This window comes from Micromonospora chokoriensis (genome assembly GCF_000718555.1).
Taxonomy (GTDB): domain Bacteria; phylum Actinomycetota; class Actinomycetes; order Mycobacteriales; family Micromonosporaceae; genus Micromonospora; species Micromonospora chokoriensis_B.
The window spans coordinates 32420-57786 of record NZ_JOAN01000022.1 but is presented as its reverse complement, the minus strand read 5'-3'; the positions used below and the strand labels follow the sequence as shown (position 1 = coordinate 57786).

Annotated in this window: 24 protein-coding genes; 16 read left to right on the top strand and 8 right to left on the bottom strand. The window is 72.8% G+C overall.

Going from position 1 to position 25367, the window contains the following annotated elements; translation table 11 throughout:
• Positions 1-64 precede the first annotated feature (64 nt).
• The 3 genes from IF46_RS0125805 to IF46_RS0125795 are packed head-to-tail and all read left to right on the top strand — an operon-like array spanning position 65 to position 4083.
• On the top strand, positions 65-1189 hold the full coding sequence (locus IF46_RS0125805) for a Vms1/Ankzf1 family peptidyl-tRNA hydrolase (RefSeq protein WP_030490969.1): 1125 nt from the start codon (positions 65-67) through the stop codon (positions 1187-1189).
• Positions 1182-2936, top strand: coding sequence for a thiamine pyrophosphate-binding protein (locus tag IF46_RS0125800; RefSeq protein WP_030490968.1), 1755 nt, complete (start codon positions 1182-1184; stop codon positions 2934-2936). The genes IF46_RS0125805 and IF46_RS0125800 overlap by 8 nt, the downstream gene beginning before the upstream one ends.
• A 49-nt stretch (positions 2937-2985) precedes the next feature.
• Positions 2986-4083 (top strand): iron-containing redox enzyme family protein, encoded by a 1098-nt coding sequence (locus IF46_RS0125795; protein ID WP_030490967.1) that lies wholly within the window; start codon positions 2986-2988, stop codon positions 4081-4083.
• Between the two features lie 241 nt (positions 4084-4324).
• Here the strand turns inward: IF46_RS0125795 and IF46_RS0125790 are convergent, their stop codons facing one another.
• On the bottom strand, positions 4325-4555 hold the full coding sequence (locus tag IF46_RS0125790; RefSeq protein ID WP_030490966.1) for a CDGSH iron-sulfur domain-containing protein: 231 nt from the start codon (positions 4553-4555) through the stop codon (positions 4325-4327).
• A 146-nt stretch (positions 4556-4701) separates the two neighbouring features.
• Here IF46_RS0125790 and IF46_RS0125785 point away from each other — a divergent pair, with 146 nt between their 5' ends.
• Positions 4702-6144 (top strand): hypothetical protein, encoded by a 1443-nt coding sequence (locus tag IF46_RS0125785; protein WP_232234163.1) that lies wholly within the window; start codon positions 4702-4704, stop codon positions 6142-6144.
• 222 nt (positions 6145-6366) lie between these two features.
• Positions 6367-7512 carry a SigB/SigF/SigG family RNA polymerase sigma factor gene (locus IF46_RS0125780; protein WP_030490964.1) on the top strand — a complete coding sequence of 382 codons (1146 nt, stop codon included), beginning with the start codon at positions 6367-6369 and terminating at the stop codon, positions 7510-7512.
• A 70-nt stretch (positions 7513-7582) separates the two neighbouring features.
• Here IF46_RS0125780 and ctaD read toward each other — a convergent pair whose 3' ends face one another.
• The 5 genes from ctaD to IF46_RS0125755 all read right to left on the bottom strand — a co-directional run bounded on the left by ctaD (position 7583) and on the right by IF46_RS0125755 (position 13218).
• Entirely contained in the window at positions 7583-9574 is a 1992-nt protein-coding gene (ctaD, locus tag IF46_RS0125775) for a cytochrome c oxidase subunit I (RefSeq protein WP_030490963.1), read from the bottom strand.
• A gap of 125 nt (positions 9575-9699) precedes the next feature.
• Entirely contained in the window at positions 9700-10428 is a 729-nt protein-coding gene (locus IF46_RS0125770; protein ID WP_030490962.1) for an ATP-binding protein, read from the bottom strand.
• 109 nt (positions 10429-10537) lie between these two features.
• Positions 10538-10996, bottom strand: coding sequence for a DUF4383 domain-containing protein (locus IF46_RS0125765; RefSeq protein WP_030490961.1), 459 nt, complete (start codon positions 10994-10996; stop codon positions 10538-10540).
• An 84-nt stretch (positions 10997-11080) separates the two neighbouring features.
• Positions 11081-12238 (bottom strand): glycosyltransferase, encoded by a 1158-nt coding sequence (locus IF46_RS0125760; protein WP_030490960.1) that lies wholly within the window; start codon positions 12236-12238, stop codon positions 11081-11083.
• Complete coding sequence (locus IF46_RS0125755) at positions 12235-13218, bottom strand: glucosyl-3-phosphoglycerate synthase (RefSeq protein ID WP_232234167.1); 984 nt, start codon at positions 13216-13218, stop codon at positions 12235-12237. The genes IF46_RS0125760 and IF46_RS0125755 overlap by 4 nt, the downstream gene beginning before the upstream one ends.
• 227 nt (positions 13219-13445) lie before the next feature.
• Between IF46_RS0125755 and IF46_RS0125750 the strand changes: the two genes are divergently transcribed.
• The 7 genes from IF46_RS0125750 (at position 13446) to IF46_RS0125720 (ending at position 21529) form a co-directional block, all read left to right on the top strand.
• A complete protein-coding gene (locus tag IF46_RS0125750) occupies positions 13446-14456 on the top strand; it encodes a Gfo/Idh/MocA family protein (RefSeq protein ID WP_030490958.1) in 1011 nt (336 codons plus the stop codon).
• Positions 14449-15537 carry a zinc-dependent alcohol dehydrogenase gene (locus IF46_RS0125745; RefSeq protein ID WP_030490957.1) on the top strand — a complete coding sequence of 363 codons (1089 nt, stop codon included), beginning with the start codon at positions 14449-14451 and terminating at the stop codon, positions 15535-15537. Before IF46_RS0125750 ends, IF46_RS0125745 begins: the two co-directional genes overlap by 8 nt.
• Before the next feature lie 41 nt (positions 15538-15578).
• Positions 15579-17381: an ABC transporter ATP-binding protein gene (locus IF46_RS0125740; protein ID WP_030490956.1), complete on the top strand. Its 1803-nt coding sequence runs from the start codon at positions 15579-15581 to the stop codon at positions 17379-17381.
• A 75-nt stretch (positions 17382-17456) separates the two neighbouring features.
• Positions 17457-19748 (top strand): accessory Sec system translocase SecA2, encoded by a 2292-nt coding sequence (gene secA2 / locus IF46_RS0125735; protein WP_030490955.1) that lies wholly within the window; start codon positions 17457-17459, stop codon positions 19746-19748.
• Positions 19749-19927: 179 nt separating this feature from the next.
• The gene (locus tag IF46_RS0125730) at positions 19928-20668 is read left to right on the top strand and encodes a GAF and ANTAR domain-containing protein (protein WP_030490954.1); all 741 of its coding nucleotides are present in this window, start codon (positions 19928-19930) and stop codon (positions 20666-20668) included.
• Positions 20669-20782: 114 nt separating this feature from the next.
• The gene (locus IF46_RS0125725; protein ID WP_030490953.1) at positions 20783-21268 is read left to right on the top strand and encodes a DUF2231 domain-containing protein; all 486 of its coding nucleotides are present in this window, start codon (positions 20783-20785) and stop codon (positions 21266-21268) included.
• Between the two features lie 66 nt (positions 21269-21334).
• Positions 21335-21529: a helix-hairpin-helix domain-containing protein gene (locus IF46_RS0125720; protein ID WP_030490952.1), complete on the top strand. Its 195-nt coding sequence runs from the start codon at positions 21335-21337 to the stop codon at positions 21527-21529.
• A 113-nt stretch (positions 21530-21642) separates the two neighbouring features.
• On the opposite strand, the gene IF46_RS0125715 is transcribed toward IF46_RS0125720, so the two are convergent.
• Both IF46_RS0125715 and IF46_RS0125710 read right to left on the bottom strand, forming a co-directional pair.
• A complete protein-coding gene (locus tag IF46_RS0125715; protein ID WP_030490951.1) occupies positions 21643-22593 on the bottom strand; it encodes a DUF3500 domain-containing protein in 951 nt (316 codons plus the stop codon).
• Positions 22594-22624: 31 nt separating this feature from the next.
• A complete protein-coding gene (locus IF46_RS0125710) occupies positions 22625-22972 on the bottom strand; it encodes an ankyrin repeat domain-containing protein (RefSeq protein WP_420063592.1) in 348 nt (115 codons plus the stop codon).
• A gap of 108 nt (positions 22973-23080) precedes the next feature.
• Between IF46_RS0125710 and IF46_RS0125705 the strand changes: the two genes are divergently transcribed.
• The 4 genes from IF46_RS0125705 to IF46_RS0125690 all read left to right on the top strand — a co-directional run bounded on the left by IF46_RS0125705 (position 23081) and on the right by IF46_RS0125690 (position 25156).
• Positions 23081-23458 (top strand): signal peptidase I, encoded by a 378-nt coding sequence (locus IF46_RS0125705; protein WP_030490949.1) that lies wholly within the window; start codon positions 23081-23083, stop codon positions 23456-23458.
• Positions 23459-23570: 112 nt separating this feature from the next.
• Positions 23571-24026, top strand: coding sequence for a cysteine dioxygenase (locus IF46_RS0125700; RefSeq protein WP_030490948.1), 456 nt, complete (start codon positions 23571-23573; stop codon positions 24024-24026).
• Positions 24027-24068: 42 nt separating this feature from the next.
• Entirely contained in the window at positions 24069-24557 is a 489-nt protein-coding gene (locus IF46_RS0125695) for a rhodanese-like domain-containing protein (protein ID WP_030490947.1), read from the top strand.
• A gap of 50 nt (positions 24558-24607) precedes the next feature.
• Positions 24608-25156: a winged helix-turn-helix domain-containing protein gene (locus IF46_RS0125690; protein WP_051724175.1), complete on the top strand. Its 549-nt coding sequence runs from the start codon at positions 24608-24610 to the stop codon at positions 25154-25156.
• Positions 25157-25367 lie beyond the last annotated feature (211 nt).

Sequence of the window (25367 nt, the reverse complement as noted above, 5' to 3'; positions counted from 1 at the left end):
GGCCGTGAGGTGACATCCCCGTCGACCCGGGTAAGCGGGGGGCCGAGCTGGAAAGGGGTCGAGCATGCAGCTGTCCTTCCTGCGCCCGCTCTACGACCGTCCCGGGCCGTGGTGCTCGGTGTATCTGGATGCCTCCGCGGATACGGAGGATGCCAAACCCGCACTGGACCTGCGCTGGCGTGCCCTGGAGAGTCGGCTTGCCGAACAGGGGGCCGACGAGGCGAGCATCGCCGCGCTGGACCGGGTGATCCGTGGGCACGACCCGATGGTCGGTGACTACGGTCTGGCGGTCTTCGCCAGTCACGGGCGGGTGGTGCTCTCCGAGTACCTGTCCGCGCCACCACTGCGCGATCTGGCCAGCTACGGGCCACTCCCGCACGTGATGCCGCTGCTCGCCCAGCGGGGCGAACAGGTGGCCTGGGTACGCGTGGTGGCCGACCGGGTCGGCGCCGACGCCATGGCGGTAAGCGCCGGCGGAGTGCCCCGGCGAGCGCACATCGCTGGCCGGGACGAGTACCCGCTGCGGCGAACGAAGCCCGGCGGCTGGTCCCAGTCGCGCTACCAACGGGCGGCCATGGAGGCGTGGCACCAGAACGCCGGTGACGTCACCGCGGCGACCGTGGACCTGGCCGACCGGGTCGGCGCGGACGTGGTGGTGGTCGCGGGTGACGTCCGGGCCACCGGAATGATCGCCGCCCAGATGCCGGAGCGCTGGCAGGACCTGGTGGTCCGTACCGACGCCGGGTCCAGGGCCGGCGGCGCCGACCAGACGTTGCTGGACGACCTCACCGTGCAGACCATCGCGGAGATCGCCGACCAGCGGATCAGCGCCGCCCTGGACCGGTTCGGCGTGCAGGAGGACGTCGGCGGCGGTCTCGCCGCGGTCGTCTCGGCCCTGCAACGCAACCAGGTGGACACGATGCTCATCGTGGACGACCCGTCGGCAAACGGTGAGCTGTGGATCGGCGCGGAACCCACCGAGATCGCCGTCGACCCGGGGCAGCTGGCCGCCATGTCGGTGACCGACCCGCAACGGGTACGCGCCGACGCGGCGCTGGTCCGGGCGCTGGTCGGCACCGACGCGGCACTGACCGTGCTCGGCCCCGAGGAGGCGCCCGACCTCACCGACGGCGTCGGCGCGGTGCTGCGCTACGTCGACCCGGGCACACCGGGGCGCGGCAATGGCTGAGCGTTCGGTTGCGGACGTCGTGGTGGAGCGGCTTCTGGCCTGGCGGGTGCCCCGCGTCTTCGGGTACCCGGGCGAGGCGATCGCCCCGCTGGTGGCCGCGCTGCTCCGCACCGGCGGCGAGCCGGCGTTCATTCCGGCCCGGCACGAGGAGACCGCCTCGTTCATGGCCACCGGGCACGCCAAGTTCACCGGCGGCATCGGGGTCTGCCTCGCCACCCAGGGGCCCAGCGCCGTCCAGCTGCTCAACGGCCTCTACGACGCCAAGCTGGACAGTAAGCCGGTGGTGGCGATCGTCGGGGAGGACATCTCCGGGCCGCTCGGCGGCGCACACCAGGAGATCGGCCTGAGCCGGCTCTTCGGGGACGTGTGCAACCAGTTCGTCCGGTACGGCCGCAGCCCCGAGGACGTGGGTGCGCTGCTGGACCAGGCGTTCCGGACGGCGGCGGCGACCCGTAGCCCGACCTGCGTCGTATTGCCCCGGCAGTTGCAGGAGGCCCTGGTGCCCGACCTGCAGACGTACGCCAACGGGGTGCTCTCGGCGACCCCCGGCGAGCCGCTGGCCCGGGTCCTGCCGCACGAGGCGGACCTCGACGCCGCCGCGCAGCTGCTCGGCGGCGGCCAGCGCACCGCGATCCTGGTGGGCCAGGGCGGTCGGGACGCGGCCGCCGAGATCATCGAGATGGCCGACCGGCTCGGCGCCGGGGTGGCCACCTCGCTGCTGGGCAAGCCGGTGCTCGACGAGCGGCTGCCGTTCCACACCGGGGTGCTCGGGGAGGTCGGCACCCCGGCGGCAGCCGAGTTGATGGGCGGCTGCGACACGCTGCTGATGGTCGGCACCAACGATCCGTGGACCGACTACTTCCCGATGCCCGACCAGGCGCGCACGGTGCAGATCGACATCGACGGCCGCCGGATCGGCACCCGCTACCCGGCCGACGTGCCGCTGGTCGGTGACGCCGCCGAGACGCTGCGGGCGCTGCTGACCCGGGTACGCGGTCGGCCCGAGCAGCGGTGGCGCGCCACCGTCGAGAGTTCGGTGGACCGGTGGCGGGAGGAGGCCGCCGACCGGGCCGCCGCTGCCGCCGACCCGGTCAACCCGCAGCTAGTCCTTCAGGAGCTGTCCGCTCGGATGCCGGGCACCGGGGCGGTCGCGGTCGACGTCGGCTCGGTCCTCTACTGGTACGCCCGACACCTCGTCCTGCCACCCGGGGTGAACGCGCAACTGTGCGGCACCCTCGGCTCGATGGGCTGCGCGCTGCCGTACGCGGTGGCCGCCAAGCTGGCCAACCCCGACCAGCCGGTGATCGCGTTGGTCGGGGACGGGGCGATGCAGCTCAACGGGCTCGCGGAGCTGATCACCGTGTCGCACCACTGGCAGCGGTGGAGCGACCCCCGGCTGGTGGTGCTGGTGCTCAACAACCGGGACCAGAACGGCATGGGTGGCGGGCGCGAGCCGTCCTCCGACCCGACCCAGCGCCGCCCCGACGTGCCGTACGCCGGGTGGGCCCGGCTGCTGGGGCTGCACGGGGTGCGGGTGGACCGCCCGGAGTTGGTCGGCGCGGCCTGGGACGAGGCCCTCGCCGCGGACCGTCCCTGCGTACTGGAGGCGGTCGTCGACCCGGCGGTGTCGCTGGCGCCGCCGGAGCCCGCGTTCGCCGACCTGCGCGGCCTCTATGCCGACGGCGCCCCGGCCCGCAAGGTCCGGGAGCAGGTGGAGGTCACCACGAACGCCGAGGATCTCGTTTAGCCGCCTTGGGCCAGGGCATCAGTAGCGGCCCGAAGACGCTGGAGGTGCCATGTCCGAGCCCGCTGACCGCCGCTACGGTCCCGCGACCCTACCGAGGGCTCGTGGCCCCCTCTCCGCGGCGATCGTCGAGGCTCTGCGGCGCCCACCGCACGACCTGCCCGCCGATCTCGGCGTCGACCTCCACCCGGCGGCTCCGATCCTCGACGAAGACCTTCAGCTGACGCTTTTCCTCTGTTACGAGCTGCACTACCGGGGCTGGCTCGGGGTGGACGAGTCGTGGGAGTGGCAGCCCACACTGCTGGCGCTGCGCGCCCGCTGCGAACAGGTCTTCGAGGCGGCGCTGCGTCGCCTGGTCGGCTCGCCGCCGGTGCCCGTGGCCGGGGTGGCGGTCGGCCTCGCGGAGCTGGTCGCGGCCGACGACGGGCCGCCGCTGGCCGCGACGCTGCAACGGCGTGCCGACCTCACCCAGTTCCGCGAGTTCGTCGTCCACCGCTCCGTCTACCACCTGCGCGAGGCGGACCCGCACAGCTGGGCGCTGCCTCGCCTCGGTGGCCCGGCCAAGGCCGCGCTCGTGGAGATCCAGACCGACGAGTACGGCAACGGGCGGCTGGATCGGATGCACTCCGAGCTGTTCCGGCGCACCCTCGACCGGCTGGGGCTGGACACCACGTACGGCGCTCATGTCGACCTGGCGCCGGCGGTGACGCTGGCGACCAACAACCTGATGTCGCTGTTCGGGCTGCACCGGCGGCTGCGCGGCGCGCTGCTCGGGCACCTGGCCGCGTTCGAGATGACCTCCTCGCTGCCCAACCGTCGCTACGGCAACGGGCTGCGCCGGCTCGGCTTCGACGAGGTGGCCACCCGCTTCTACGACGAGCACGTCGAGGCCGACGCGGTGCACGAGCAGATCGCCGCCCACGACATGTGCGGTGGTCTGGTCCGCGTCGAGCCGGTCCTCGGGCCCGACGTGCTCTTCGGCGCGGCGGCCGGGCTCGCGGTGGACCGGCTGTTCGCCGCGCATCTGCTGGACAGCTGGGCCGCCGGCCGCAGCTCGCTGCGGTCACCCGCCCCGCCGACCCTGCCGCCAACGGTCTCGCTTGTCGCGTCGCCCGCGGTGGCCCCGCCGGCCCCGCCCGCGCTCGTCTGACCCCAGGGCTGTTGCATCGGGGGAGCCGACTGGTCACGCCCAAGCGTGTGGGTCCGGCGGGGCAGACCGCCGGCTGTGGGGTGGGGCGTACCGCGCGCAATCCGCCCTTTGCTCTGCACCCGCCGGCGCGCCAGCCACGGTCTGTAACTGGCGCGTCGGCGGGTGCAGAGCAAAGGGGGCGTGCCCTGGGTGCGGCCCGTCCCGTCGGCGTGCTCGCGCTGCGCTGCGCCGCGATGTCGGCTCAGCTCTCGCGGGTGGTGCCCGCGCGGAAGTTGACCGCCTTGTGGGTGCCGTCGCAGAACGGCTTGAGCGCCGACTTGCCGCACCGGCACAGCGCCACCGTGCCCCGGCGCGCGTCGATGCGCTCGCCGTCTGGCGTGACCAGCATGAAGTCGCCGCGGACCAGCAGCGGGCCGTCCTCGTACGGGGTGATCGTGGCGGCTGCTGGCTCGCTGGTGTCGTCGGTGCGCATGGCCCCGGAAGTGCCCGACCTGGCCCTGCCGAAACCCGAACGACCGAACGCCGGTGATGACCGGGGCACCCCCCCTGACCAGCGGAATGTGCCGCCGAGTGGGTGATGCCCCGTTTGAACCCCATCGGGACGGGAAGCCGGGCCGCGTGGTGAGCGAACGAGGCAAGGTGGGGCCGGTGCACAAGGTGCACAAGGGGCTCACGGCCGATGGCGCCGGTCTTGCCGGCGACCGGGTCGTGGCCGTGGGCAGCGCCGCCCGGGTGCTGGTCGCCGCCACCGCCCGGGCGCTGCGCGGGGAGGACTGCGCCGACCTCGGGCACACCGGGCCGACGTCGCGGTTCCCCGGCGCCCCCGAGCCGGTACGCCGCGCCGCGGTCACCCGCGCCGCCGGTCGGGTCGCGCTCACCGTGGCCCAGGTCGACGAGGTGGACGCCGCCCGGGTGGCCCGTTGGTTCGCCGACCAGTACCCCCGCCGGCGCTACCCCGGGGTGCTCATCGGCTCTCCGCACGGCGCGGCGGCACACCTCGCGGTGGCCCTCGGTGTGCCGTGGTTGCCGGCGGGCTTCGAGATGACCGTGCACTGGTCCGACGGCGGGGTGGATCGGCCGGCGGACGCTCTGGAGCACGGTGCGGCGCTCGCCACCCGGCTGCTCGTCGGCAACCCCGACCTGCACGTGCGCCAGGTGCACTGCCCGGCCAGCCGAGGCCCACTGACCGGGGCGACGGTGTCGCTGACCGGCTCGTGGCGGGCCCTACCGGTCGCGTACGCGCAGTTTCTCGCCGACCGACTGGTGCCGGGCGCTCCCGTGCTGCTGGTCCGCGACGTGCGCACCTGGCCGGTGCTGGAGCGCGGGCCGGGGCACAGCTTCCAGGTCGGCTGCCCGGCCAGCGGGCTGGACCCGGTCGACTTCCACCCAGACAGTCACGCGCTGCGGCAGGTGCTGCGCTCCGTCGGCGGCGACGCGACCCGGTGGGAGCCGCCGGAGGTGTCCGTGTCGTCGGCCGACGCCGAGCACGGCGTCGACCCGGGTTTCGAGCAGGCCGCGCGGGACTGGTCCGCCCGGCGCCAGCACCCGCTGCACCGGGTGCTGGTGCCCCGGCCGGCGGCCCTGAGTGCGGGCGTGGCCGACCTGTACCGCCGGTGGCTGCGACGCGCCGGCAAGACCGGTGACCGGTTGGTGGTGGAGTGCGGCCGGCTACTCGACCCGTGGCAGGTGATGCGGGCGGGGCTGGTGCCGTACTGGTGTGAGAACGCCACCCGCCGCAGCGTCGACGAGGCTGAGTGGTGGCTGGCCGGCAGCGAGGCGTTCAGCTCGGTGGACGTGCTGCCCGAGCCGCCCGGGCTGCGCTCGCCAGCGCTGGCCGGGCTGCCGCAGTGGCTGGCCGTCGCCGGGTTCGGCCGGCGGCGTCGGGCGTTGGACCGCACCACCGCGCGGGGCTACCCGGTCACCTCGGTGCCCACCCGCCGGGCCACCGAGGTCCTGCGCGCCCAGCCGTACGACCTGCCTGCGCCGCCCCCGCTGGGGGTCGCCGAGGCGCTGGCCGTGCTCCGCGACAGCGGCGGCCACCAGGGGTTGTTGGTCTCCTGAGACGGAGCACGCCGAAACTTCCTCGCGAACCCGGGGTCCCGTGATTGAGTACCTACGGAGCGGGAACATCGCTGGCTGCGACGGCCTAATTGCGCTGCGTGCAGGCGGTGTCGCCCGCTGGCATCCCAGTCACTGACCCACTTTCCGGCCCGGTGCGTGGCTCGACCACGCGCACGACCGGTTTCCCGATCCGGGCGGGGGACCTTCCTGAGGGAGGCGCGGATGTTCGGACAGACCAGCACGACCACGACCACACCACCACCACCCAACGACCGAGGTCTGGAAGATCTCGACGCGGCGGCGCTGGCGTACGCGGCCCGGATCGCCGGGCTGCCGCCGGAGCGGCGGGGAGAGGCCCGCGACGACCTGGTGCGCTTCGCGCTGCCGTTCGCCGGGCGGCTCGCCCGTCGGTACCGGGGGCGTGGGGAGCCACTGGAGGACCTGGAGCAGGTGGCCCGGCTGGGGCTGGTCAACGCCGTCGACCGCTATGACCCGGAACGGGGCTCGTTCACCGCCTACGCGGCGATCACCATCGTGGGCGAGATCAAACGGCACTTCCGGGACCGCACCTGGGGCGTACACGTGCCCCGCCGACTGCGGGACCTGATCCTGGAGGTGGGGCAGGCCACCGCCGCACTCACCAGCGAGCTGTCCCGGGCCCCGTCGGTCGCCGAGCTGTCGGCCCGACTGGAGACCCCGCAGGAGGAGATCCTCGCCGCCCTGGAATCGGCGGCCGGCTACAGCCCGGCCTCGCTCAACGCCCCGGTCGGTGGGGAAAGCTCCGCCGAGTTCGGGGATCTGGTCGGCGAGTCGGACAACGCGCTGGAATCGGTCGACGACCGGGTGACGGTGAGCGGTCTGCTGCACCGCCTGCCGTGGCGCGAACGGCGGATCCTCGCGATGCGCTTCTACGGCAACCAGACCCAGGCGGAGATCGCCGCCCGGTTCGGCATCTCGCAGATGCACGTGTCCCGGCTGCTGTCGCGGGCGCTTACCTGGCTGCGTCAGGCGATGCTCGCCGACGCGCCGCCGCCCTGGCAGAACGGCGCCGCCGAACCCGACCCGGGCAAGACCCGGATCTCGGTCAAGCAGAACGGCGACACGGTGGTGGTCGAGGTCGGCGGTGAGATCGACCGCGACGGCGCGGACCAACTGCGCCGGGCCATGCTGGAGGCGGTCACCGGCCAGCCCAGCGAGGTGGTCGTCGACCTGGTCGGCGCGGGCGGTTTCGACGCCGGTGGGATCGCCGCGCTGATGGCCGGGCGGGACGCGGCAGAGCGGACCGGGGTGCCGCTGCGGCTGACCCGGGTCCAGCCCGCGGTACGCCGCTCGCTCACCGCCGCCGGCCTGGCACCGGCCCGGGACTGAACACCCGGACGACAGACAGAAGGGCCGACACCCGTCGCGGGTGTCGGCCCTTCGGTGCGCGTACCGCTGGTCAGTGCTCTTCGGGGTTGCCGTCGCTGTGCGGGTGGCGCCAGCGCTCGTGCGGCTTCGGCGCGTCCTCGGCGTCCTTCGGCGGGTCGCTCTGCTCGAAGCTCGGCCGGCGGACGCCCTCGGGCTCCGGCACGTCCACCGGCCGGGCGCCGGAGCGCGGCGCCGGCTGGAAGTCGGTGGCGTCGCGGGCGCCGTGCGCGCCCTCGGCGGACGGCGACTCCGGGGCGTGGTGCTCCAACCGCAACTCCTCGGCGAACTCCTGCGGCGGTTTGGTGGTGCGCTGCGGCAGGTCGCGGCCCAGGTCGGCGACGAGCGGGCCGTACTTCAGGTCGAAGGCGGGGCGCTCGGATCGGATCCGGGGCATCCGGTCGAAGTTGCGCAACGGCGGTGGGCAACTGGTCGCCCATTCGAGCGAGTTGCCGAAGCCCCACGGGTCGTCCACGGTCACCATCGCCCCGTACCGCCAGGACTTCCACGCGTTGTAGATGAAGAACAACGTGGACAGGCCGAGGATGAACGCGAAGATGCTGGAGATCGTGTTCAACGTGGTGAAGCCGTCGGTGGGCAGGTAGTCGGCGTACCGGCGCGGCATGCCCTCGTTGCCCAGCCAGTGGTGCACCAGGAAGGTGCCGTGGAAGCCGATGAACATGGTCCAGAAGTGCGCCTTGCCGAGCCGTTCGTCGAGCAGTCGCCCGGTCATCTTGGGCCACCAGAAGTAGTAGCCGCCGAAGAGGGCGAAGACCACGGTGCCGAACACCACGTAGTGGAAGTGCGCCACCACGAAGTAGCTGTCGTGGGTGTGCCAGTCGACCGGCGGGCTGGCCAGCAGGACCCCGGTGAGACCGCCGAACAGGAAGGTGACCAGGAAGCCGATGGCGAACAGCATCGGCGTCTCGAAGGTGAGCTGGCCCTTCCACATGGTGCCGATCCAGTTGAAGAACTTCACGCCGGTGGGCACCGCGATCAGGTAGCTCAGGATGCTGAAGAACGGCAGCAGCACCTGACCGGTGGCGAACATGTGGTGCGCCCATACCGTCATGGACAGCACGGTGATGGCGATGGTGGCCAGCACGATCCCGGTGTAGCCGAACAGCGGCTTGCGGGAGAAGACCGGAATGATCTCGGTGATGATGCCGAAGAACGGCAACGCGATGATGTAGACCTCGGGGTGGCCGAAGAACCAGAACAGGTGCTGCCAGAGCATCGGCCCGCCGGTCGCCGCGTCGTACACGTGCGCGTTGAGCAGCCGGTCGGCGGAGAGCGCCAGCAGCGCGGCGGCCAGCAGCGGGAAGACGAGGATCACCAGCACGCTGGTGAACAGCATGTTCCAGGTGAAGATCGGCATCCGGAACATGGTCATGCCGGGCGCGCGCAGGGTGAGGATCGTGGTGATCAGGTTGACCGCGCCGAGGATGGTGCCGAGCCCGGATACGACCAGGCCGACCACCCACATGTTGGCACCCACGCCGGGGCTGTTCTCGACGCTGCTGAGTGGGCTGTACGCGGTCCACCCGAAGTCGGCCGAGCCGCCCGGGGCGAGGAACCCGCCGACCACCATGAGGCCGCCGAACAGGTACAGCCAGTAGGCGAGCGCGTTGAGGCGGGGGAACGACACATCCGGCGCGCCGATCTGGATCGGCACGATGTAGTTGGCGAACCCGAACGCCGCAGGCGTGGCGAACAGCAGCAGCATCACCGCGCCGTGCGAGGTGAAGAGCTGGTTGTACTGCTCGGAGGAGAGGAACTGCATCCCCGGGCGGGCCAGCTCGCCCCGGATCAGCATCGCCTCCAGACCGGCCAGCAGGAAGAACCCGAAGGAGGTCAGCAGATAGAGCAGGCCGATCTGCTTGTGGTCGGTCGTGGCGAGGAACTTGATCAACGAGTTGCCGGGGACCGGCGCCCGTACCGCTCCCGGGAACCCGCCGAAGCGGGCCGGTGCCAGGATCGCCGGGCCCCGATCGCGGCCAGGTTCCGTGGTTACCCGCTTGGGCATGGCTGCTCACCCCGTCGTGACGGCAGAAAGGACGGGCGTGCCTACCCGACCCTCGCACCATGTAACCAGGCCAGAGCGGTAAATTCGGTCAGATCGTCGGTACCGGGCGTAAGCGCCTCGAATGCTCAGGTTGCCGGCAGCATCGCCCAGACGGCCTTACCCGAACCGGCCGGCACGCTTCCCCACCGCTGGGCCAGCTCCCGAACCAGCATCAGCCCTCGCCCACCCTCGGCGTGCAGGTCCACCCCGGCCGGCCGGGCCTGGTCGCTGCTGCCGTCCACCACCGCCAGGTGCAGATACGGCCGGCGCAGGGTCACCGTCACCTGCATCGGCGTGCCGGCGTGGCGCACCACGTTGCCGACCAGCTCGCTGAGCACCAACGCGGCCGGGCCGGACGCGTCGGGCAGGTTCCACCGCGAGCACGCGTCGGTGACCAGCTCTCGGGCCCGCCGGCAGGCCCCGGCCACTGGCTCCAGCCGGGCCCGCATCCGCAACGTGGACGTCGCGTTCGCCAACCGGGTCGCCTCGGCGCAGTCCGTTGACACCGGGACCACCCGGCAGGTGGTCGACTCGGCCAGCCAGCGCGCGGCGACCGGCGACGGGGCGCAGAGCACCACTGGTACGGCCGGCCACTCCTCGGCCCGACGGGCGGTCGCGGCGAAGACGGACAGCGCCAGTCGATCCTGGACATCCACCTCGGCCATGTCGACCACCAGCGCCTCCGGCTGGTCGACGAGAGTGCTGTTGAGCGCCTGGTGCACCGAGCGCATGGTGGCCAGGTCCAGTGCGCCGGTGAGCCGGACGACCGCCACCGGTGCCGTGCTGCGCACCTCGCAGAAGATCCGGCTGGACATCGGCACCCTCACTTCGCTGCTGAGTCGGGATCTGCCAACTACCCGAGGCCGTTCCCGAGCAAACCGGACCACCGGCGGAGCGAGGCAGGTCACGGCCCGTAACGGCAGCTCACGGTCGGGGCCGTCCGGTCAGGATGCCCAACGCGATCATGCCGACGCCGAGGCCCAGGTGCAGCCAGCCGTCGGCGTCGTTGACCGGCAGCACGTTCGCCCCGGTGTCGTGCTCCACCGCCAGCCCGTAGAGCCAGAGCACCAGGTAGACCGCGCCACCGCCGATCAGGAACGTCCGAGCGCCGGTGACCGTCCGCGCCAGCAGCAGACCCGCCACTCCGAACGCCAGATGCACCAGGTTGTGCAGCACCGACACCTGGAAGACGCCGAACAGGTACGCGCCCGAGCCGTGGCCGGCGAAGCGCAGCGCGTCCATGCCGCTGGTGATCCCCGGCACAAAGCCGAGCGCGCCGACCAGCAGGAACAGCACCCCCACCGTCGCCGCCGCCCGGCGGACCGGCGGCTTACCGTCAGCCGGGTTGGGTCGGGCGCGGGAGTGCGCCATCGGTCCGACCATCACCGGCTCCTCGTCGCGCGGCGGGCATGAGCGTTGCCGGCTACCCGCTGTCGCGGCCGACAAACCGGCCGAGCGCGCTGCTGGTCAGGCCGGCAGCAGCCGCGGGACACCGGCCAGCTGCCGGACCCGCTCGTACAACTCGACGTAGCGCCGGGCCATCACCTCGGGCGTGAAGCGCCGCGCGGCCACCCGCCGGCACTCGTCGGGGTCGAGCAGCTCGGCGGCGAGGACCAGGTCGCCCAGCTCCTCCTCGTCGATGGTGAGCAGCCCGGTGCGACCGTGCTCGATCAGCTCCGGCAGGCACCCCCGGGCGGTGGCCACCACCGGCGTACCCAGGGCGAGCGACTCGACGACCGCGGTGCCGCCCGGCTCCTCCCAGCGCAGCGGGAACAGCGACGCGCGGGCGCTGGCGAGCAGGTCGTCGCGCTCCTGGCCGGCCACGGTGCCGACCCAGCGGACCCGGTCACCGTCGACGTGCGGCGCCACCTCGTCGAGGAAGAACCGCACGTCCGGGTTCTGCCGGGCCTCGTCACCGGCCGCGGCCAGGTCGGCCGGCCGATGGTACGGCCCGACCGGGCCGGCCAGCACCAGCGGGAAACCGACGCGGTGTGCCAGCCGGGCGCCCACGTCCTGCCCCTTGCCCGGGTTGATCCGACCCAGGATGAGCAGGTGCTCGCCCTTCTCCGGTCGGGGCCGCCGGTCGGCATCCACGGCGAGCGGCGTGGACAGGTGCACGTGCCCCACCGAGTGCTCTCGCAACGCCAGCGGCGCGCGAGCCAGCTGCGACGCGGAGACGCCGTTGACCCGGACCCGGTCGCCGCCGTCCAGGCTGCCGTAGAGCGCCGGGTGCTTGGCCAGGTCCCAGTGCAGGGTGTGCAGGGTCGGCGGTCCGGCCGGCCCCATCGCGGCGAGCGTGGCCAGCCCGACCGCCTCGACATGGTCGTGCACCAGGTCGATGTCGTCGCGGGAGTGCAGCTCACGGACCACCCCGGCCAGGTGCGCCTGGGCGATCCCGCAGACCTGGTTGTACGGCCGCTGCAACGCGGCGAACTGCCCGTCGCTGAAGACCGACACCTGCTCGTCCACCGGCAGGGTGCTGCTGCCCACCGAGGCGAGCACCACCCGTACGCCGAGTCGCCGCAGCTCCGGCACCAGCGTGGCGATCACGTTCTCGATGCCGCCGTAGCCGGGCGGTGGCACGGACAGCCACGGGCCGGCGTTCATCAGCACGGTGAGGCTCACGCGGCGGCCACCCTTCGGCGGGGCACCCGGTGGCGCAGCTCGGCCAGCGGCGGGCGTTCCTCGATGGACACGTCACTGACCACGATCTCGCGGTCCAGGTTCGGCAGGGTGTCCGAACCACCGCGGCGGAACTGGGTCAGCAACGCCTCCGGTGCCAGCCCGGGGGTCGCCCAGCCACGTCGCTGCAACCGGGACCAGGCGGTCAACATGATCTGCGCGGACATCCGGCCCAGCGCCGCCGTGTCCTGGTGGCGGTGCTTGCGCTCACCGAGGTCGACCTGCGCCATCGCGTCCAGGCCGACCAGGTCGAGCAGGTCGATCATCATGGCCGTCTCGACCCCGTACCCGGAGACGAACGGCACCTGAGCCAGCACGTCCCGGCGGCCCGCGTACTCGCCGGCGAGCGGCTGCACGAAGCCGGCCAGCTCGGGCCAGAAGAGGTTGAGCAGCGGTCGGGCCATCAGCTCGGTCACCCGGCCACCACCGTCGGGCTCGACGCTGGCGGTGCCCACCAGCGGCCGATGGTAGAAACCCTTCACGAACTCGACCGACGGGTCGGTCAGCAGCGGGCCGAGCAGCCCGCTCACGAAGTGCGGCCGAAACTCCCGCAGGTCGGCGTCGATGAACGCCACCACGTCCCCCTCGGCGGCGGCCAGCCCGGCCCAGAGCGCGTCGCCCTTGCCGGTGAGCTGGGGCAGCCCCCGGGTCATCGCGTCCTGGCTGACCACCTCCGCCCCGGCGGCGCGGGCCACCTGCGCGGTGCGGTCGGTCGAGCGCGAATCCACCACGATCAGCTCGTCGACGAGGGCGACCCGGTCCATCAGGTGCTCCCGGATGGTCGACACGATCGCGCCGACGGTGGCCTCCTCGTTGCGCGCCGGCAGCACCACGCTGACCCGGGTCCCACCCTTAGCTCGCATCAGCCGACGGGCCGGCCAGTCCGCCGCCGACGTCGTCCGGTACGTGGCCCACGCCTCCACCACCGGTGACACGCTCGGTGTCGTATCCCGCACGGGCACCCCTCCGTTCGTGCGTGGAAAAACCGAAATTGGTTGTTCCCATTCCTCATCACGCGCTAACCGCTTTTCTGGCAACAGCTTGATCACAGAGGTGACGCCCATGCGTTCCCGGGGGATGAACGTTTGATTGCGCACAGCCCAGGGGACTGCTCCCATCGCAGATGAAAAGTCTTCGAAGGAGTATCGGGATGCGGAAATGCCGGGTGGGCCTGATCGGCGCCGGCGGCGTCGCACAACGTCACGCGCGGGTACTGGCCGGGTTCGACGACGTCGAGCTGGTCGCGGTCACCGACGTCGCGCCGGAGGCGGCGGCCGCGCTCGTCGCACAGCACGGCGGGCGGGCCTGCGCCGACGTCGCCGAGCTGTTGGCCACCGATCCGGACGCCGTGTACGTCTGCGTGCCTCCGTTCGCGCACGGCCCCGCCGAGCAGGCGGTGATCGAGGCCGGAGTGCCGATGTTCGTGGAGAAGCCCGTCGCGGTCGACCTGAGCACCGCCGAACGGATCGCCGACCTGGTCGCGCGGCGCGGGCTGCGCACCGCCGTCGGCCACCACTGGCGCTACCTGAGCGTGCTCGACGAGGCCCGCGCACTGCTCGCCGACCATCCGGTGCGGATGGTCAGCGGCGCCTGGCTGGACAAGGTGCCCCCGGTGGCGTGGTGGTCGCGGCGGGACCGCTCCGGCGGCCCGGTGGTCGAGCAGGCCGCCCACGTGCTCGACCTGATCCGCGTACTGGCCGGCGAGGTCACCGAGGTCACCGCGTACGGCAACGGCACACCGCCGCCGGTCGACGGTGCCGACATCGACTCGGTGACCACCGCCGTGCTGCGCTTCGCCGACGGTGCCGTCGGCACGCTCAGCGCCGCCTGCGTCCTGGGTTGGAAGCACCGCGCCGGCCTGGAGATCCTCGCCGACGGGCTGGCCCTCGCGATCACCGAGGACGGGCTGTCGATCCGCGACGCCGACGGCGAACGACACGTCCCCGCCGACCCGGAAGCCGCCCGGGTGGCGGTGGACCGCGCCTTCGTCGACGCCGTGCGCGGCATCGGCGACGACGTGCGCGTCCCGTACGCCGAGGCGCTGGCCACCCAGCGCCTCGCCCTCGCGGTGGCCGACTCGGCGCGTACCGGCACGACCGTGCGGCTCGCCACCGCGACCGCGCCGGCGGCGCTCGCCACGGCGGTGACCGTCGATGCGTGACAAGGTCGTGGTGGTCACCGGCCCAGGCCGGGTCGACCTGGTGGAGCAGGACGCGGCGCCGCTGCGCCCCGGCACGTTCCGGGTCGAGACGCTGTTCAGCGGTGTCTCGGCCGGCACCGAGCTGAGCTACGTCAAGGGCACGAACCCCTACCTGAACGTCACCTGGAACGCCGAGCTGGGGCTGTTCCAGCCGGGCACGGCGAGCACGCCCTACCCGGTGACCCGACTCGGCTACATGCAGGTCGCCCGGGTGGTAGAGAGCGAGACCCCGGCCATCGCGGTGGGCACGGTCGGCGCGATGACGTACGGGCACCGCACCGGTTGGCTGGCAGATCCGGTCGCCGAACGGTTCGTGGCGCTGCCCGACGACCTGGACCCGCTGCTCGGCGTCTACGTCGCGCACATGGGCCCGATCTGCGCCAACGGCCTGCTGCACGCCGCCGCCGACCTGCACGGCGCCGACGTCCGCGCCCTCGGCGACGGGGTCCGCGGCCGACGGGTCGCCGTCGTCGGCGCCGGTGTCGTGGGGCTGCTGACGGCGCTGTTCGCCCGACGCACCGGCGCCGCGTCGGTGGTGGTGCTCGACCCCACCCCGCACCGCCGCCAGGTCGCCGAGGCGCTCGGCCTGGAAACCCTCGACCCCGACGCGGACGACCCGGCGGTCGTGCTCAAGACCCGCTGGGCGCACACCGCCGGCGACCGGGGCGCCGACCTGGTGTTCCAGTGCCGGGGGCAGGCATGGGCGTTGCAGCTCGCCCTGCGGCTGCTGCGGCCCCAGGGCACCGTCATCGACCTCGCCTTCTACCAGGGCGGCGCGGACGCGGTCCGCCTCGGTGAGGAGTTCCACCACAACGGCCTGTCGCTGCGCTGCGCACAGATCGGCCGGGTGCCGCGCGGGCTGGCACCCACCTGGGACCGCGAACGGCTCTCCGCCGAGACCGTCGACCTGCTCCGGACGTACGGGGACGCCATCCGTAAGCACCTCGTCTCGGCGGTGGTGCCGTTCGACGAGGCGCCCACCCTGCTCACCGACCTGGCCGACCGTCGCCGCCAGGAGCAGCAGGTGGTGCTCGCCACCTGACCCGCCTTCGCGGCGTGCCAGGGCCGGATACCGTTCCCGGCATGAGCACCAGGAGAGACCGACCGGGCAGCACCCCGAAAGACCGGCCGGTCGACGGCACCTCCGAGGGCCGACCAGTCGGCCTGGCCGCGTTGCTGCCGTACCTGCGGGAGCACCGCGCCACCCTGGTCGTGGTCGGCGCGCTGTCGCTGATCGGCGCGGCGACGTCGCTGGCGCAGCCGCTGCTCACCCGGTCGGTGCTCGACCGGATCGGCGCCGAACAGGGCGTGTCTGCGCTGGTGGCGGTGCTGGTGGCCCTCGTGGTGCTCGCCGCGGCGATCGGCGGGCTGCGCGACTACCTCCTGCAACGCACCGCCGAGGGAGTGGTGCTGGGCACCCGCCGTCGGCTCGCCGGCCACCTGCTGCGGCTGCCCATCGCCGAGTACGACCGCCGACGCACCGGCGACCTGCTCTCCCGGGTCGGCTCGGACACCACACTGCTGCGCGCGGTCGTCACCTCCGGGCTGTTCGAGACGGTCACCGGGGCGGTGACGGTGGTCGGCGCCGGCACGGCCATGGTGCTGCTCGACCCGCTGCTGTTCGGCGTCACCTTGCTCGGGGTGGCGCTGGGGCTGGGCTTCGCCGCCACCTTCGCCCGCCGGGTCCGGGCGCTGGCCCGCACCGCCCAGGAGCGGATCGGCGAGATGACCTCGGCGGTCGAGCGAGCCATCTCGGCGGCCCGGACCATCCGGGCCAGCCGGGCCGAGACCCGGGAGACCGAGGCCGTCACCGGCAGCGCGCGGGAGGCGTACGCGGCGGGGCTGCGGGTCGCCCGGGTGCAGGCGGTGGTCGGCCCGATCGGCTCGGTCACCGTGCAGGGAGCGTTCCTGCTGGTGCTCGGCATCGGTGGGGCACGGGTCGCCGCCGGGGCGATCTCCGTCGGTGATCTGGTCGCGTTCGTGATGTACCTGTTCCTCCTGGCGTTGCCGCTGGGCCAGGTGCTGCGGGCGTACACCCAGTTGCAGTCCGGCCTCGGGGCCCTCCAACGGATCGAGGAGATCCTCGCCGTGCCCGCCGAGGGCGTGGACGACCGCCCGGCGCCCGCCGCCGCGACGGCCACCCCGCGCCGGCCCGCTCCGATGATCGAGTTCGACCGGGTGAGCTTCGGCTACCCGGGCGGTGAGCCGGTGCTGCACGAGGTCAGCTTCGCGGTGCCCGCCGGCACCCGGACCGCCCTGGTCGGCCCCTCCGGCGCCGGCAAGTCCACCCTGCTGGCGCTTGTCGAGCGCTTCTACGAGGTGAGCGCCGGCGCGCTGCGCCTGGACGGCAACGACGTCCGGGACCTGCCCCGCGACGCGCTGCGGGCCCGGCTCGGCTACGTCGAGCAGGAGGCTCCCGTGCTGGCCGGCACGCTGCGGGAGAACCTGCTGATCACCGCCCCGGACGCCACCGACGAGAGGTTGCGCGAGGTCCTCGACGAGGTCAACCTGGGCCACCTGGCGCACCGCACCCCGCAGGGCCTCGACGTGCAGGTGGGGGAGGGCGGCGTCCTGCTCTCCGGCGGCGAGCGGCAGCGACTGGCCATCGCCCGCGCGCTGCTCGCCGGCCCGCCGGTGCTGCTGCTCGACGAGCCGACCAGCAACCTGGACTCCCGCAACGAGGTCGCGTTGCGCCGCGCCATCGACGCGGTGGCCGTCCGCCGGACGCTGTTGATCGTGGCGCACCGGCTCGCCACCGTGGTCGACGCCGACCAGATCGTCGTCCTCGACGGCGGCCGGGTGGTGGCCGTGGGCACCCACGCCGAATTGACCGCCACTGACCCGCTCTATCGGGAACTCGCCAGCCATCAGCTGCTGGTCGGCTGACTCCGGCCCAGCAAGGCCGACTTGCCGGGCGGCCGGGCCGCGCACGCCGCCCCGAATCGCGTACCGTTGCCGCTCATGGGTGTGTCGCAACGGTTCAAGAGCAAGTTCCGGCGGTTCCTCCAGCGCCCCGGTTCGACCGTGGATCTTGCTCCGCTGGAGAAGCTGCTCCCGGCGATCGAGGCGCGCGAGGCTGACCTCGCGGCGCTCGACGACGCTGAGCTGACCGAGGCCGCGGGTGCCGCCGTGGGTTACGAGGAGATCTGCGCCGTCGGCCGCGAGGCCGCCCGCCGTGGCCTCGACCAGCGGCCGTACGACGTGCAGCTGCTCGGCGCGATGTCGCTGCTCTCCGGCAAGGTCGCCGAGATGGCCACCGGTGAGGGCAAGACACTGACCGCCACGATCGCCGCGTACGGGCACGTCCGCCTCGGCAACGGGCCGGTGCACGTGCTCACCATCAACGACTACCTGGCCCGCCGTGACGCCCAGTGGATGGAGCCGGTCTACACCCTGCTCGGCCTCACCGTCGGCTGGGTCAACGAGGCCTCCACCCCGCAGGAGCGACGCGACGCGTACGCCTGCGACGTCACCTACGTCTCGGTCAGCGAGGCGGGCTTCGACTACCTGCGTGACCAGCTGGTCACCGATGTCGAGGACCGGGTGCAGCCCCCGCTGACCACCGCGATCGTCGACGAGGCCGACTCGATCATGATCGACGAGGCTCGGGTGCCGATGGTCCTGGCCGGCGCGGTGCCGGGCGAGCAGGACCCGGTGCACGCCGCCGCCGGGCTGGTCCGTGGCCTGCGCAAGGGCAAGCACTACACGGTCGCGGAGGACGGGCGGAGCGTGGCGTTCACCTCCGCCGGCCTGGCCGCCATCGAGGCCAAGCTCGGCATCGACCTGTACGACGAGGAACACGTCGCGCAGCTCTCTGCGGTCAACGTGGCGCTGCACGCGCACGCTCTGCTGCACCGTGACGTGGATTACATCGTCCGGGACGGCTCGGTCGAGCTGGTCGACGAGATGCGCGGCCGGGTGGCCCAGCGTCGCCGCTGGCCGGACGGTCTCCAGGCTGCGGTCGAGGCCAAGGAGGGGCTGGACGCCACCGCCGAGGGCGAGGTGCTCGGCACCATCGCCATGCAGGCGTACATCGCGCTCTACCCGAAGGTCTGCGGGATGACCGCCACCGCGGTGCTGGTCGGCGACCAGCTGCGGGAGTTCTTCGGCCTCGAGGTCGCGGTGATCCCGCCGAACACCCCGTGCATCCGCGAGGACGAGCCGGACCGCATCTACGCCACCCGGGCGGAGAAGGACGAAGCGCTGATCGACGAGATCCAGCGCTGGCACGCCAAGGGGCGGCCGGTGCTGGTCGGCACCCTCGACGTCAAGGAGTCCGAGGGGTTGGCCGCCGGGCTGAACGCCGCCGGGGTGCCCTGCGTCGTGCTGAACGCCAAGAACGACGACGAGGAAGCGGCGATCATCGCCGAGGCCGGCGCGTACGGCGCGGTGACCGTCTCCACCCAGATGGCCGGCCGGGGTGTCGACATCCGCCTCGGCGGCAGCGACCAGAGCGACCAGGAGCGGGTCTCCGAGCTGGGCGGGCTCTACGTGATCGGCAGCGGCCGGCACGACAGCCGCCGCGTGGACGACCAGCTGCGCGGTCGGGCCGGTCGACAGGGCGACCCGGGTGGCTCGGTCTTCCTCGTCAGCCTGGAGGACGACCTGGTCGTCCGGCACGCCGCCGACTCGGTGCCGGCCTCGCCGCGGATGAACGCCGACGGCCTGGTGACCGACCCGCAGGTCGACTACGCGGTAGAGCACGCCCAGCGGGTCGCCGAGGGCGTCAACCACGAGATCCACCGCAACACCTGGCGCTACAGCGTGGTCATCGAGCAGCAGCGCAAGGCCCTCGCCGCGCGCCGGGAGCGGCTGCTGACCAGCGACGTGGCCGCGGTGATGCTGCTCGAGAAGGAGCCCGAGAAGGCCGGCGAGATGGACGAGGATCTGCTCGCCCGTGCCGCCAAGTCGATCGCGCTCTACCACCTGGACCGGCTCTGGGCCGAGCACCTGGCCGAGCTGTCGGAGGTCCGCGAGGGCGTACACCTGCGCGCCCTGGGCCGGCTCGACCCGCTGGACGAGTTCCACCGCGCCGCCGTGCCGGCGTTCACCGATCTGATCCCGGAGATCGAGACCCGCACCATCGCCACCTTCAACGAGACCGAATTCGATGAGGACTGGCAGCCCGACGACGGCACCCTGGTCCGGCCCACCGCCACCTGGACGTACCTGGTGCACGACAACCCGTTCGGCTCCGAGCTCGACCGTCTGATCGCGTCCATCGGGCGCCGGCTCAGCGGCACCTCGCGCTGACGTAGACCGTCGGGGCCCCGGTCGCGCGTCCGCGTGCGGCAGGGGCCCCGATTTACGCCGTTTCGACCTGGGTTTCCCCGGGTAGTAGGGCTGGTCGGTCGAGCCGGGAGAGAGCAGACGATGACACAGGTGACGATGTCCGCCGGACAGGTGCGAGTGGGCTCGGAGGCTACGACCCGGTGAACCTCGACACGCGAGAGCCGGTGGTGCAGACCCTCGGCGTCCTGGAAGCAGCCGCGCTGTTACGGGAGCTGACCGCCGGCCTGATCGCCCTGACCGATTTTGATGAGGCGTTGCTGGCGCTGGTCCGGGTCACCCGGGACGCGGTGGCCGGAGTGCGCTGGTGCGGGTTCACCGCCCTACGAGCCGGCGAGCCGGCCGGGGTGGCCGCCTCCGACGAGGGTCTGGCCGGGCTGGACGACCTGCGACACGGGCCCGACTCCCCGGCGATGAGCGCGATCCACCGCCGCGAGATGATCCTCGCCGCCGACCTGGCCGGTGAACCCCGGTGGCCGGCCTGGACGGCACGCGCCCGCGACCTCGGCGTACGCGGGGTGATCTCCGCCCCGGTGGACATCGACGACCAGGTGATCGGCGCGATCAACCTCTACGCCGCCGCGCCGGACCTGCTGACCCCGCAGCACCAGTTGACCGCGATGCTGCTCGCCGAACACGCCGGCCTGCTGCTCGCCGCCGTCCGCGACCGTGGCCGGCAGCTCGCGCTCGCAGGCGTTCGGGACGCCTCGCTCCTCAACGAGGGAGTGGTGGGCCAGGCCGTCGGCGTGATCATGACGCAGCGCGGGTGCCCGCCGGCCGAGGCGCTCGATGTGCTGCGTACCGCCGCGTCGTCGCTGGACATCCCGCTGCGCGAGGTGGCCGAGCGACTCGTCCGGACGGTCTCCCGCCAACGCGACACCTGACCGCGCGGGTGCCCGTTCTCCCTGCCACCGGAGAGTCGGGCGGCATCGTTTCGCCTCGACCGGGCTCGGGTAGCACTCTGATCAGGTGAGCTGCGCCGACCCGGGGGAGGCCCGATGCAGAGCCGGCTGCGGGTGCAGGGGCATCCGATCCAACCGATGCTTGTGACGTTCCCGCTCGGGCTCTTCGTCAGCGCCACCGTCTTCGACCTCACCGACGTCGCCGGCGGCCCCGCGTTCCTCGGCGAGGTCGGCTACTGGACGGGGGTCGCCGCTCTCGTCGCCGCCGCGCTGACCGCCGTGGCCGGCATGATCGACCTGTGGGACGTGCCCGGCGACCGCACCCGCCGCACCGCCGTCGCCTTCAACCTGGTGAACGCGGTGATGGCCGGCATGTTCCTGCTCACCTGCCTGGTCCGGTCACACTCCCCGCAGCGCGGCGCGTCGGTCGCGATCCTGGTCACCGAGCTGGTCGCGTTGGCCGTCGGCGGGGTCGGCGTGCACCTGGGTGCTCGGCTGATGCGCCAGTTCGACACCGGTCGTACCGAGGCCGGCGGCCTGGACGCCCTCGCCGGCACCACCGGCGAGATCGCCCGGCCCTGATCCGACCGCAGTCGGCCGACCTCGTGGCACCGGCGTCGGTGCGGCGGGTAGACCTATCATCCGTCGATGACCTCGTCTCTGGACTCGCTCCCCAAGATCGGTGCGCCCGCCACCCGGGCTCTGCACGGTGCCGGCTACACCGCACTGCGCCAACTCGCCGACGTCCCCCGGGCGGAGTTGGCCAAGCTGCACGGCATGGGCCCGAGGGCGCTCGGAATCCTCCAGGCCGCCCTCGAGGAGCACGGGCTCACCCTCGGCTGAACCCCCACCCTGTCGATCTTGCACTTCCTGCGCTCACAAAAGCTGCCTAGTCGGGCAATCCGTCGACAGAAACTGCAAGATCGACGCGCGAGGGCGAGGGCGGGGCGGGTGGGCTAGTGGGGGTGGGTTTCGTGGTGGGTTGCTAGGACGTCGGCGCCGAAGTCGCTGGCGGGGCGGCGCAGCACGGTGTGCGCGTGGTTGCCGTCCGCGCTGGTGTTGTCGTACTCGATCAGCAGGTCGTCGCCCTGCACCCGGTAGTAGTGCCGCTGCCCGGGGTTGGTCGGACCGGCCCAGGCGAAGTGCAGCGGGCCGGCGTCCAGTCGGGCCGCCTCCCGGCTGGCCAGCTCGGGCGGCAGCCGGTCGAGGTAGAGCGCGACCACCTGGTCGAGCAGCGCCCGGCCGGTCGGCCCCAGCCTGTCCGCCGGTACGCCGAGCGGCTGCAGCGGTGCGTCGACCCGCCCACGGGTGGCGCTGATGATGTCCGCCGGCGCCTCGTCGGCGATGATCGCGGCCGCCCGCTCGGCCGGGCCCAGCGCGTCGAGCAGGGCTCGGGCCAGGTCCTCCTCGACGCCGAGTGGGCGAGAGACCGGGCGGCCGGCGTAGCGGACCGCGGCCGGGTTGGCGCCGAAGAAGATCGGCGCGGGGGAGACCTGACCGTCCACCACTGTCATGTTCACCGACAGGTGGTGCCCTTCGAGTCGCCACGCCCAGCGGTCGTCGCGCGCTGGGTCGCCGAACACGGCCACCCAGTAGTCGGCGCTGTGCCGCCCGCGCTGCCAGCCCTCGGCCCGGTCCAGCACCTCCTCCAGCGCGATGATCGCCATCGCCTGCGCGTACGCCGAGGGGCTGAGCGCGGTGGCCAGCAGTCGGTGCGCGGCCTTGCGACCGGCGATGTCGAGCTCGGCGAGGCAGACGCCCGGTCGCGGTCGGGGCCGGTATTCGAGCCAGCGTCGGGCCGACTCGTCGGCGAACGGGTGCACGGCGCTCTCGCGGGCGGCGGGGTCGAGCGCGGTCAGCAGCGCGGTGCCTGCGGCCCGCATCTGCTCCGGCAGAGGATCTTCCACCGACCCTGTATACCGGCAGGCGGTGCCGGTGTCAGCCGACGCGCAGCAGCTCGGTCATCTCGGGCAGGTCGAAGAAGTGCGCGGTCTCGATGGCCGACGGGTTGCCGTGTGCCGGGTCCGCGCCGGCGGCGAGGAGCGCGCGGACCGCTTCGGTGCTGCTGCGGAAGACCGCTGCGGCCAACGCGGTCTGACCCCGGTCATTGGACCGGGAGTGGTCGGCGCCGCGACTGAGCAGTGCGGCCACCGTGTCCGGGTGGGCGTGGTACGCGGCCAGGATGAGCAGCGTGTCGCCCTTGTCGTTGGTGAGGTTGACCGGCAGGCCGGCGTCGAGCTGTGCCGCCAGGTCCTCGGTGGAGCCCGCTCGGGCCAGGTCGAACATCCGGTGCGCGAACGCCAGTGTCTCGGCGTCGAGGTCCTCGGTCACCGCCCCAGGCTAGCGGCACCGGCCCTGATAGGTTGCTCGGCCGGCGTGCTGGGGGAGGGTCCGATGGGTGAGACGGTCTATGTGGGCAACGCGGGTGTCGACGGTGCCACAAATGCCGGTTGGCTGCTCGGGCACTTCGCGCCGCCGGGGGAGATCCGGCACAGCACCGACGTCGAGGTGAAGTGGGGCGTGCATCCGCCCGGGCAGGCCCGGTCGCGGTGGGCCACCGGGGAGGTGCGCACCACTCTGCTCGTACTCGTCGAGGGGTGTTTCCGGGTGGAGTTGCCGGACCGGACGGTGCGGCTGGCCGCGCCGGGCGACTACGTGGTGTGGGCTCGTGGGGTGGACCATTCGTGGTTCGCCGAGCGCGCGTCGGTGGTGTTGACCGTGCGGTGGCCCTCGCTGCCGGGCTACCGGGCGGACCCGCCGGTGCTGCGCTGATTCACCCGTGGGGCTGACCTGCGTCCCAACAGGCGGAATTACCTACTAAACCTATAGGCTTTACCGTCTAGAGTACGAAGGCACCCCGCCGAACGATCCGCGAGGAACCGCCATGACGCACCACCATCCGGAGCCCGACCTGCTCACCGTTGCCGCCGGGTGGGCCGACCCGGTCGACTGGCCGGTCGCGCTGCGTTTCGACCCCGCCGAGCGCTGGTACGCCCGCCTCGCCGTCAACGACGAGCACGAGGTGTGGGCGCTGAGCTGGCTGCCCGGGCAGGGCACCGACCTGCACGATCACGGCGGCTCCTCCGGAGCGTTCCGGGTGGTCAGCGGCGCGCTCACCGAGGAGACGGTCAGCGCCGGCCGACTACGCCCTCGACTGCTGTCCGCTGGCGCAGGCCGCCGCTTCGGCCCCCGGCACGTGCACCAGGTGACCAACCGGGGCGTCGACCCGGCGGTCAGCGTGCACGTCTACCGGCCGGCGCTGCTGCGGATGACCCGCTACCACCTCCTGGACGGGCGGCTGCGGGTCGCCGAGGTCGCCGAGGCCGGCCGGTCCTGGTAGCCGCGCGCACCGAGATCCCCTGTCACCCGGAAGGAATCGAGAATGCAGATAACCGCCGAGCACTGTCCCGCCCCCGTGCCACCGCCGGGCTCCCGGGGCATCGACGAGATCCTGGCCGCCGCGCGGGCCCGGCTGCACCGACTGGACCCGGAGCGGGCCCACCTGGCGTACCGGACCGGAGCGCTGCTTGTCGACATCAGGCCGGCCGCGCAGCGGGCCGCGCACGGCGTGGTGCCGGGCTCGCTCATCGTCGAGCGCAACGTGCTGGAGTGGCGTTTCGACCCGCGCTGCCCGGCCCGGCTGCCGCAGGCCGTCGACTACGACGTGCCGGTGGTGATCCTCTGCCAGGAGGGCTACACCTCGTCGCTGGCCGCCGCCGCGTTGCAGGACGTCGGCCTACACCGGGCCACCGATGTGGTCGGTGGGTTCGCGGCCTGGCGGATCGCCGGCCTACCAGCCCTCGGCCCGACCCCCCTGCACCATTGCTCTCCCCTCGCGTCCCCGGTCAACGCCGGCTGGACGCGCCACTGACCGTCACGCCACACCCGGCCTGGCGGGCGTACCGCCACTCAGGAGGCACCATGTCCGTCGTCGCCATCCCCACGCGCCGCCACCCGGGAATGCGCCCGGCCCCCCGTCCGCGCACCGGCCCGACCCTGACCATCACCCTCGACCTCGCCCCGGGCCCGCTGAGCCCCCGGCTGGCCCGGCTGGTGCAGCTGCTCGGCGAGTTGGCCGAATCGGGTGAGGGTCAACTGCGCGCCGTGGAGGACGGCGCGTCGGGGCCGCGACCGGCCCCACGCCCCGCCGCCGAACCGTCCGCCGAGGCGGACCACGTTCGCATCCTGGCCGGCTCGCGGGTGGTCCGCCAGGGCGACCGGGTCATTGCGCTGACCCGCATCGAGTACGAGCTGCTGCTGTTCCTGGCCGAGCGGCCCCGCCGGGTCTTCACGCGTCTGCAACTGCTCTCCAGCGTCTGGGGCTACGAGCACGCGGTGGCCCGGACCGTGGACGTGCACGTTCGCCGGCTGCGCGCCAAGTTGGCGGGTTCGGAGGTGGTCACCACCGTCTACGGGGTCGGTTACCGGCTGGCCGACGAGGCCCCGATCAGCGTGGATCACAGCAGCTGAGCCCTGGTCCGGCGGTGCGGTGATCGGCCTGGTGAACCGGTCGGGGACCCCCGTATCGGGGCATCTCGACGACTCTGCTGTAATCATCAGGCCTCGTACGCAGAGCGAGCGTCTGGCTCCGATGCGTTCGTCAATTGTCACAGTCATGCAACGCAGCCGCCTCTTGACCCTCGCCCAGGCGCCGGGAAGCATCGATGAAGCGGCGTCCCGG

Coding starts and splice junctions, on each gene's coding strand:
- IF46_RS0125745 (WP_030490957.1), top strand. CDS start 14,449: ATGCGTGACAAGGTCGTGGTGGTCACCGGCCCAGGCCGGGTCGACCTG.
- IF46_RS0125705 (WP_030490949.1), top strand. CDS start 23,081: ATGGGTGAGACGGTCTATGTGGGCAACGCGGGTGTCGACGGTGCCACA.
- IF46_RS0125725 (WP_030490953.1), top strand. CDS start 20,783: ATGCAGAGCCGGCTGCGGGTGCAGGGGCATCCGATCCAACCGATGCTT.
- IF46_RS0125750 (WP_030490958.1), top strand. CDS start 13,446: ATGCGGAAATGCCGGGTGGGCCTGATCGGCGCCGGCGGCGTCGCACAA.
- IF46_RS0125770 (WP_030490962.1), bottom strand. CDS start 10,428: ATGTCCAGCCGGATCTTCTGCGAGGTGCGCAGCACGGCACCGGTGGCG.
- IF46_RS0125800 (WP_030490968.1), top strand. CDS start 1,182: ATGGCTGAGCGTTCGGTTGCGGACGTCGTGGTGGAGCGGCTTCTGGCC.
- IF46_RS0125790 (WP_030490966.1), bottom strand. CDS start 4,555: ATGCGCACCGACGACACCAGCGAGCCAGCAGCCGCCACGATCACCCCG.
- IF46_RS0125700 (WP_030490948.1), top strand. CDS start 23,571: ATGACGCACCACCATCCGGAGCCCGACCTGCTCACCGTTGCCGCCGGG.
- IF46_RS0125695 (WP_030490947.1), top strand. CDS start 24,069: ATGCAGATAACCGCCGAGCACTGTCCCGCCCCCGTGCCACCGCCGGGC.
- IF46_RS0125690 (WP_051724175.1), top strand. CDS start 24,608: ATGTCCGTCGTCGCCATCCCCACGCGCCGCCACCCGGGAATGCGCCCG.
- IF46_RS0125765 (WP_030490961.1), bottom strand. CDS start 10,996: ATGGTCGGACCGATGGCGCACTCCCGCGCCCGACCCAACCCGGCTGAC.
- ctaD (WP_030490963.1), bottom strand. CDS start 9,574: ATGCCCAAGCGGGTAACCACGGAACCTGGCCGCGATCGGGGCCCGGCG.
- IF46_RS0125795 (WP_030490967.1), top strand. CDS start 2,986: ATGTCCGAGCCCGCTGACCGCCGCTACGGTCCCGCGACCCTACCGAGG.
- secA2 (WP_030490955.1), top strand. CDS start 17,457: ATGGGTGTGTCGCAACGGTTCAAGAGCAAGTTCCGGCGGTTCCTCCAG.
- IF46_RS0125720 (WP_030490952.1), top strand. CDS start 21,335: ATGACCTCGTCTCTGGACTCGCTCCCCAAGATCGGTGCGCCCGCCACC.
- IF46_RS0125740 (WP_030490956.1), top strand. CDS start 15,579: ATGAGCACCAGGAGAGACCGACCGGGCAGCACCCCGAAAGACCGGCCG.
- IF46_RS0125780 (WP_030490964.1), top strand. CDS start 6,367: ATGTTCGGACAGACCAGCACGACCACGACCACACCACCACCACCCAAC.
- IF46_RS0125710 (WP_420063592.1), bottom strand. CDS start 22,972: ATGTTCGACCTGGCCCGAGCGGGCTCCACCGAGGACCTGGCGGCACAG.
- IF46_RS0125805 (WP_030490969.1), top strand. CDS start 65: ATGCAGCTGTCCTTCCTGCGCCCGCTCTACGACCGTCCCGGGCCGTGG.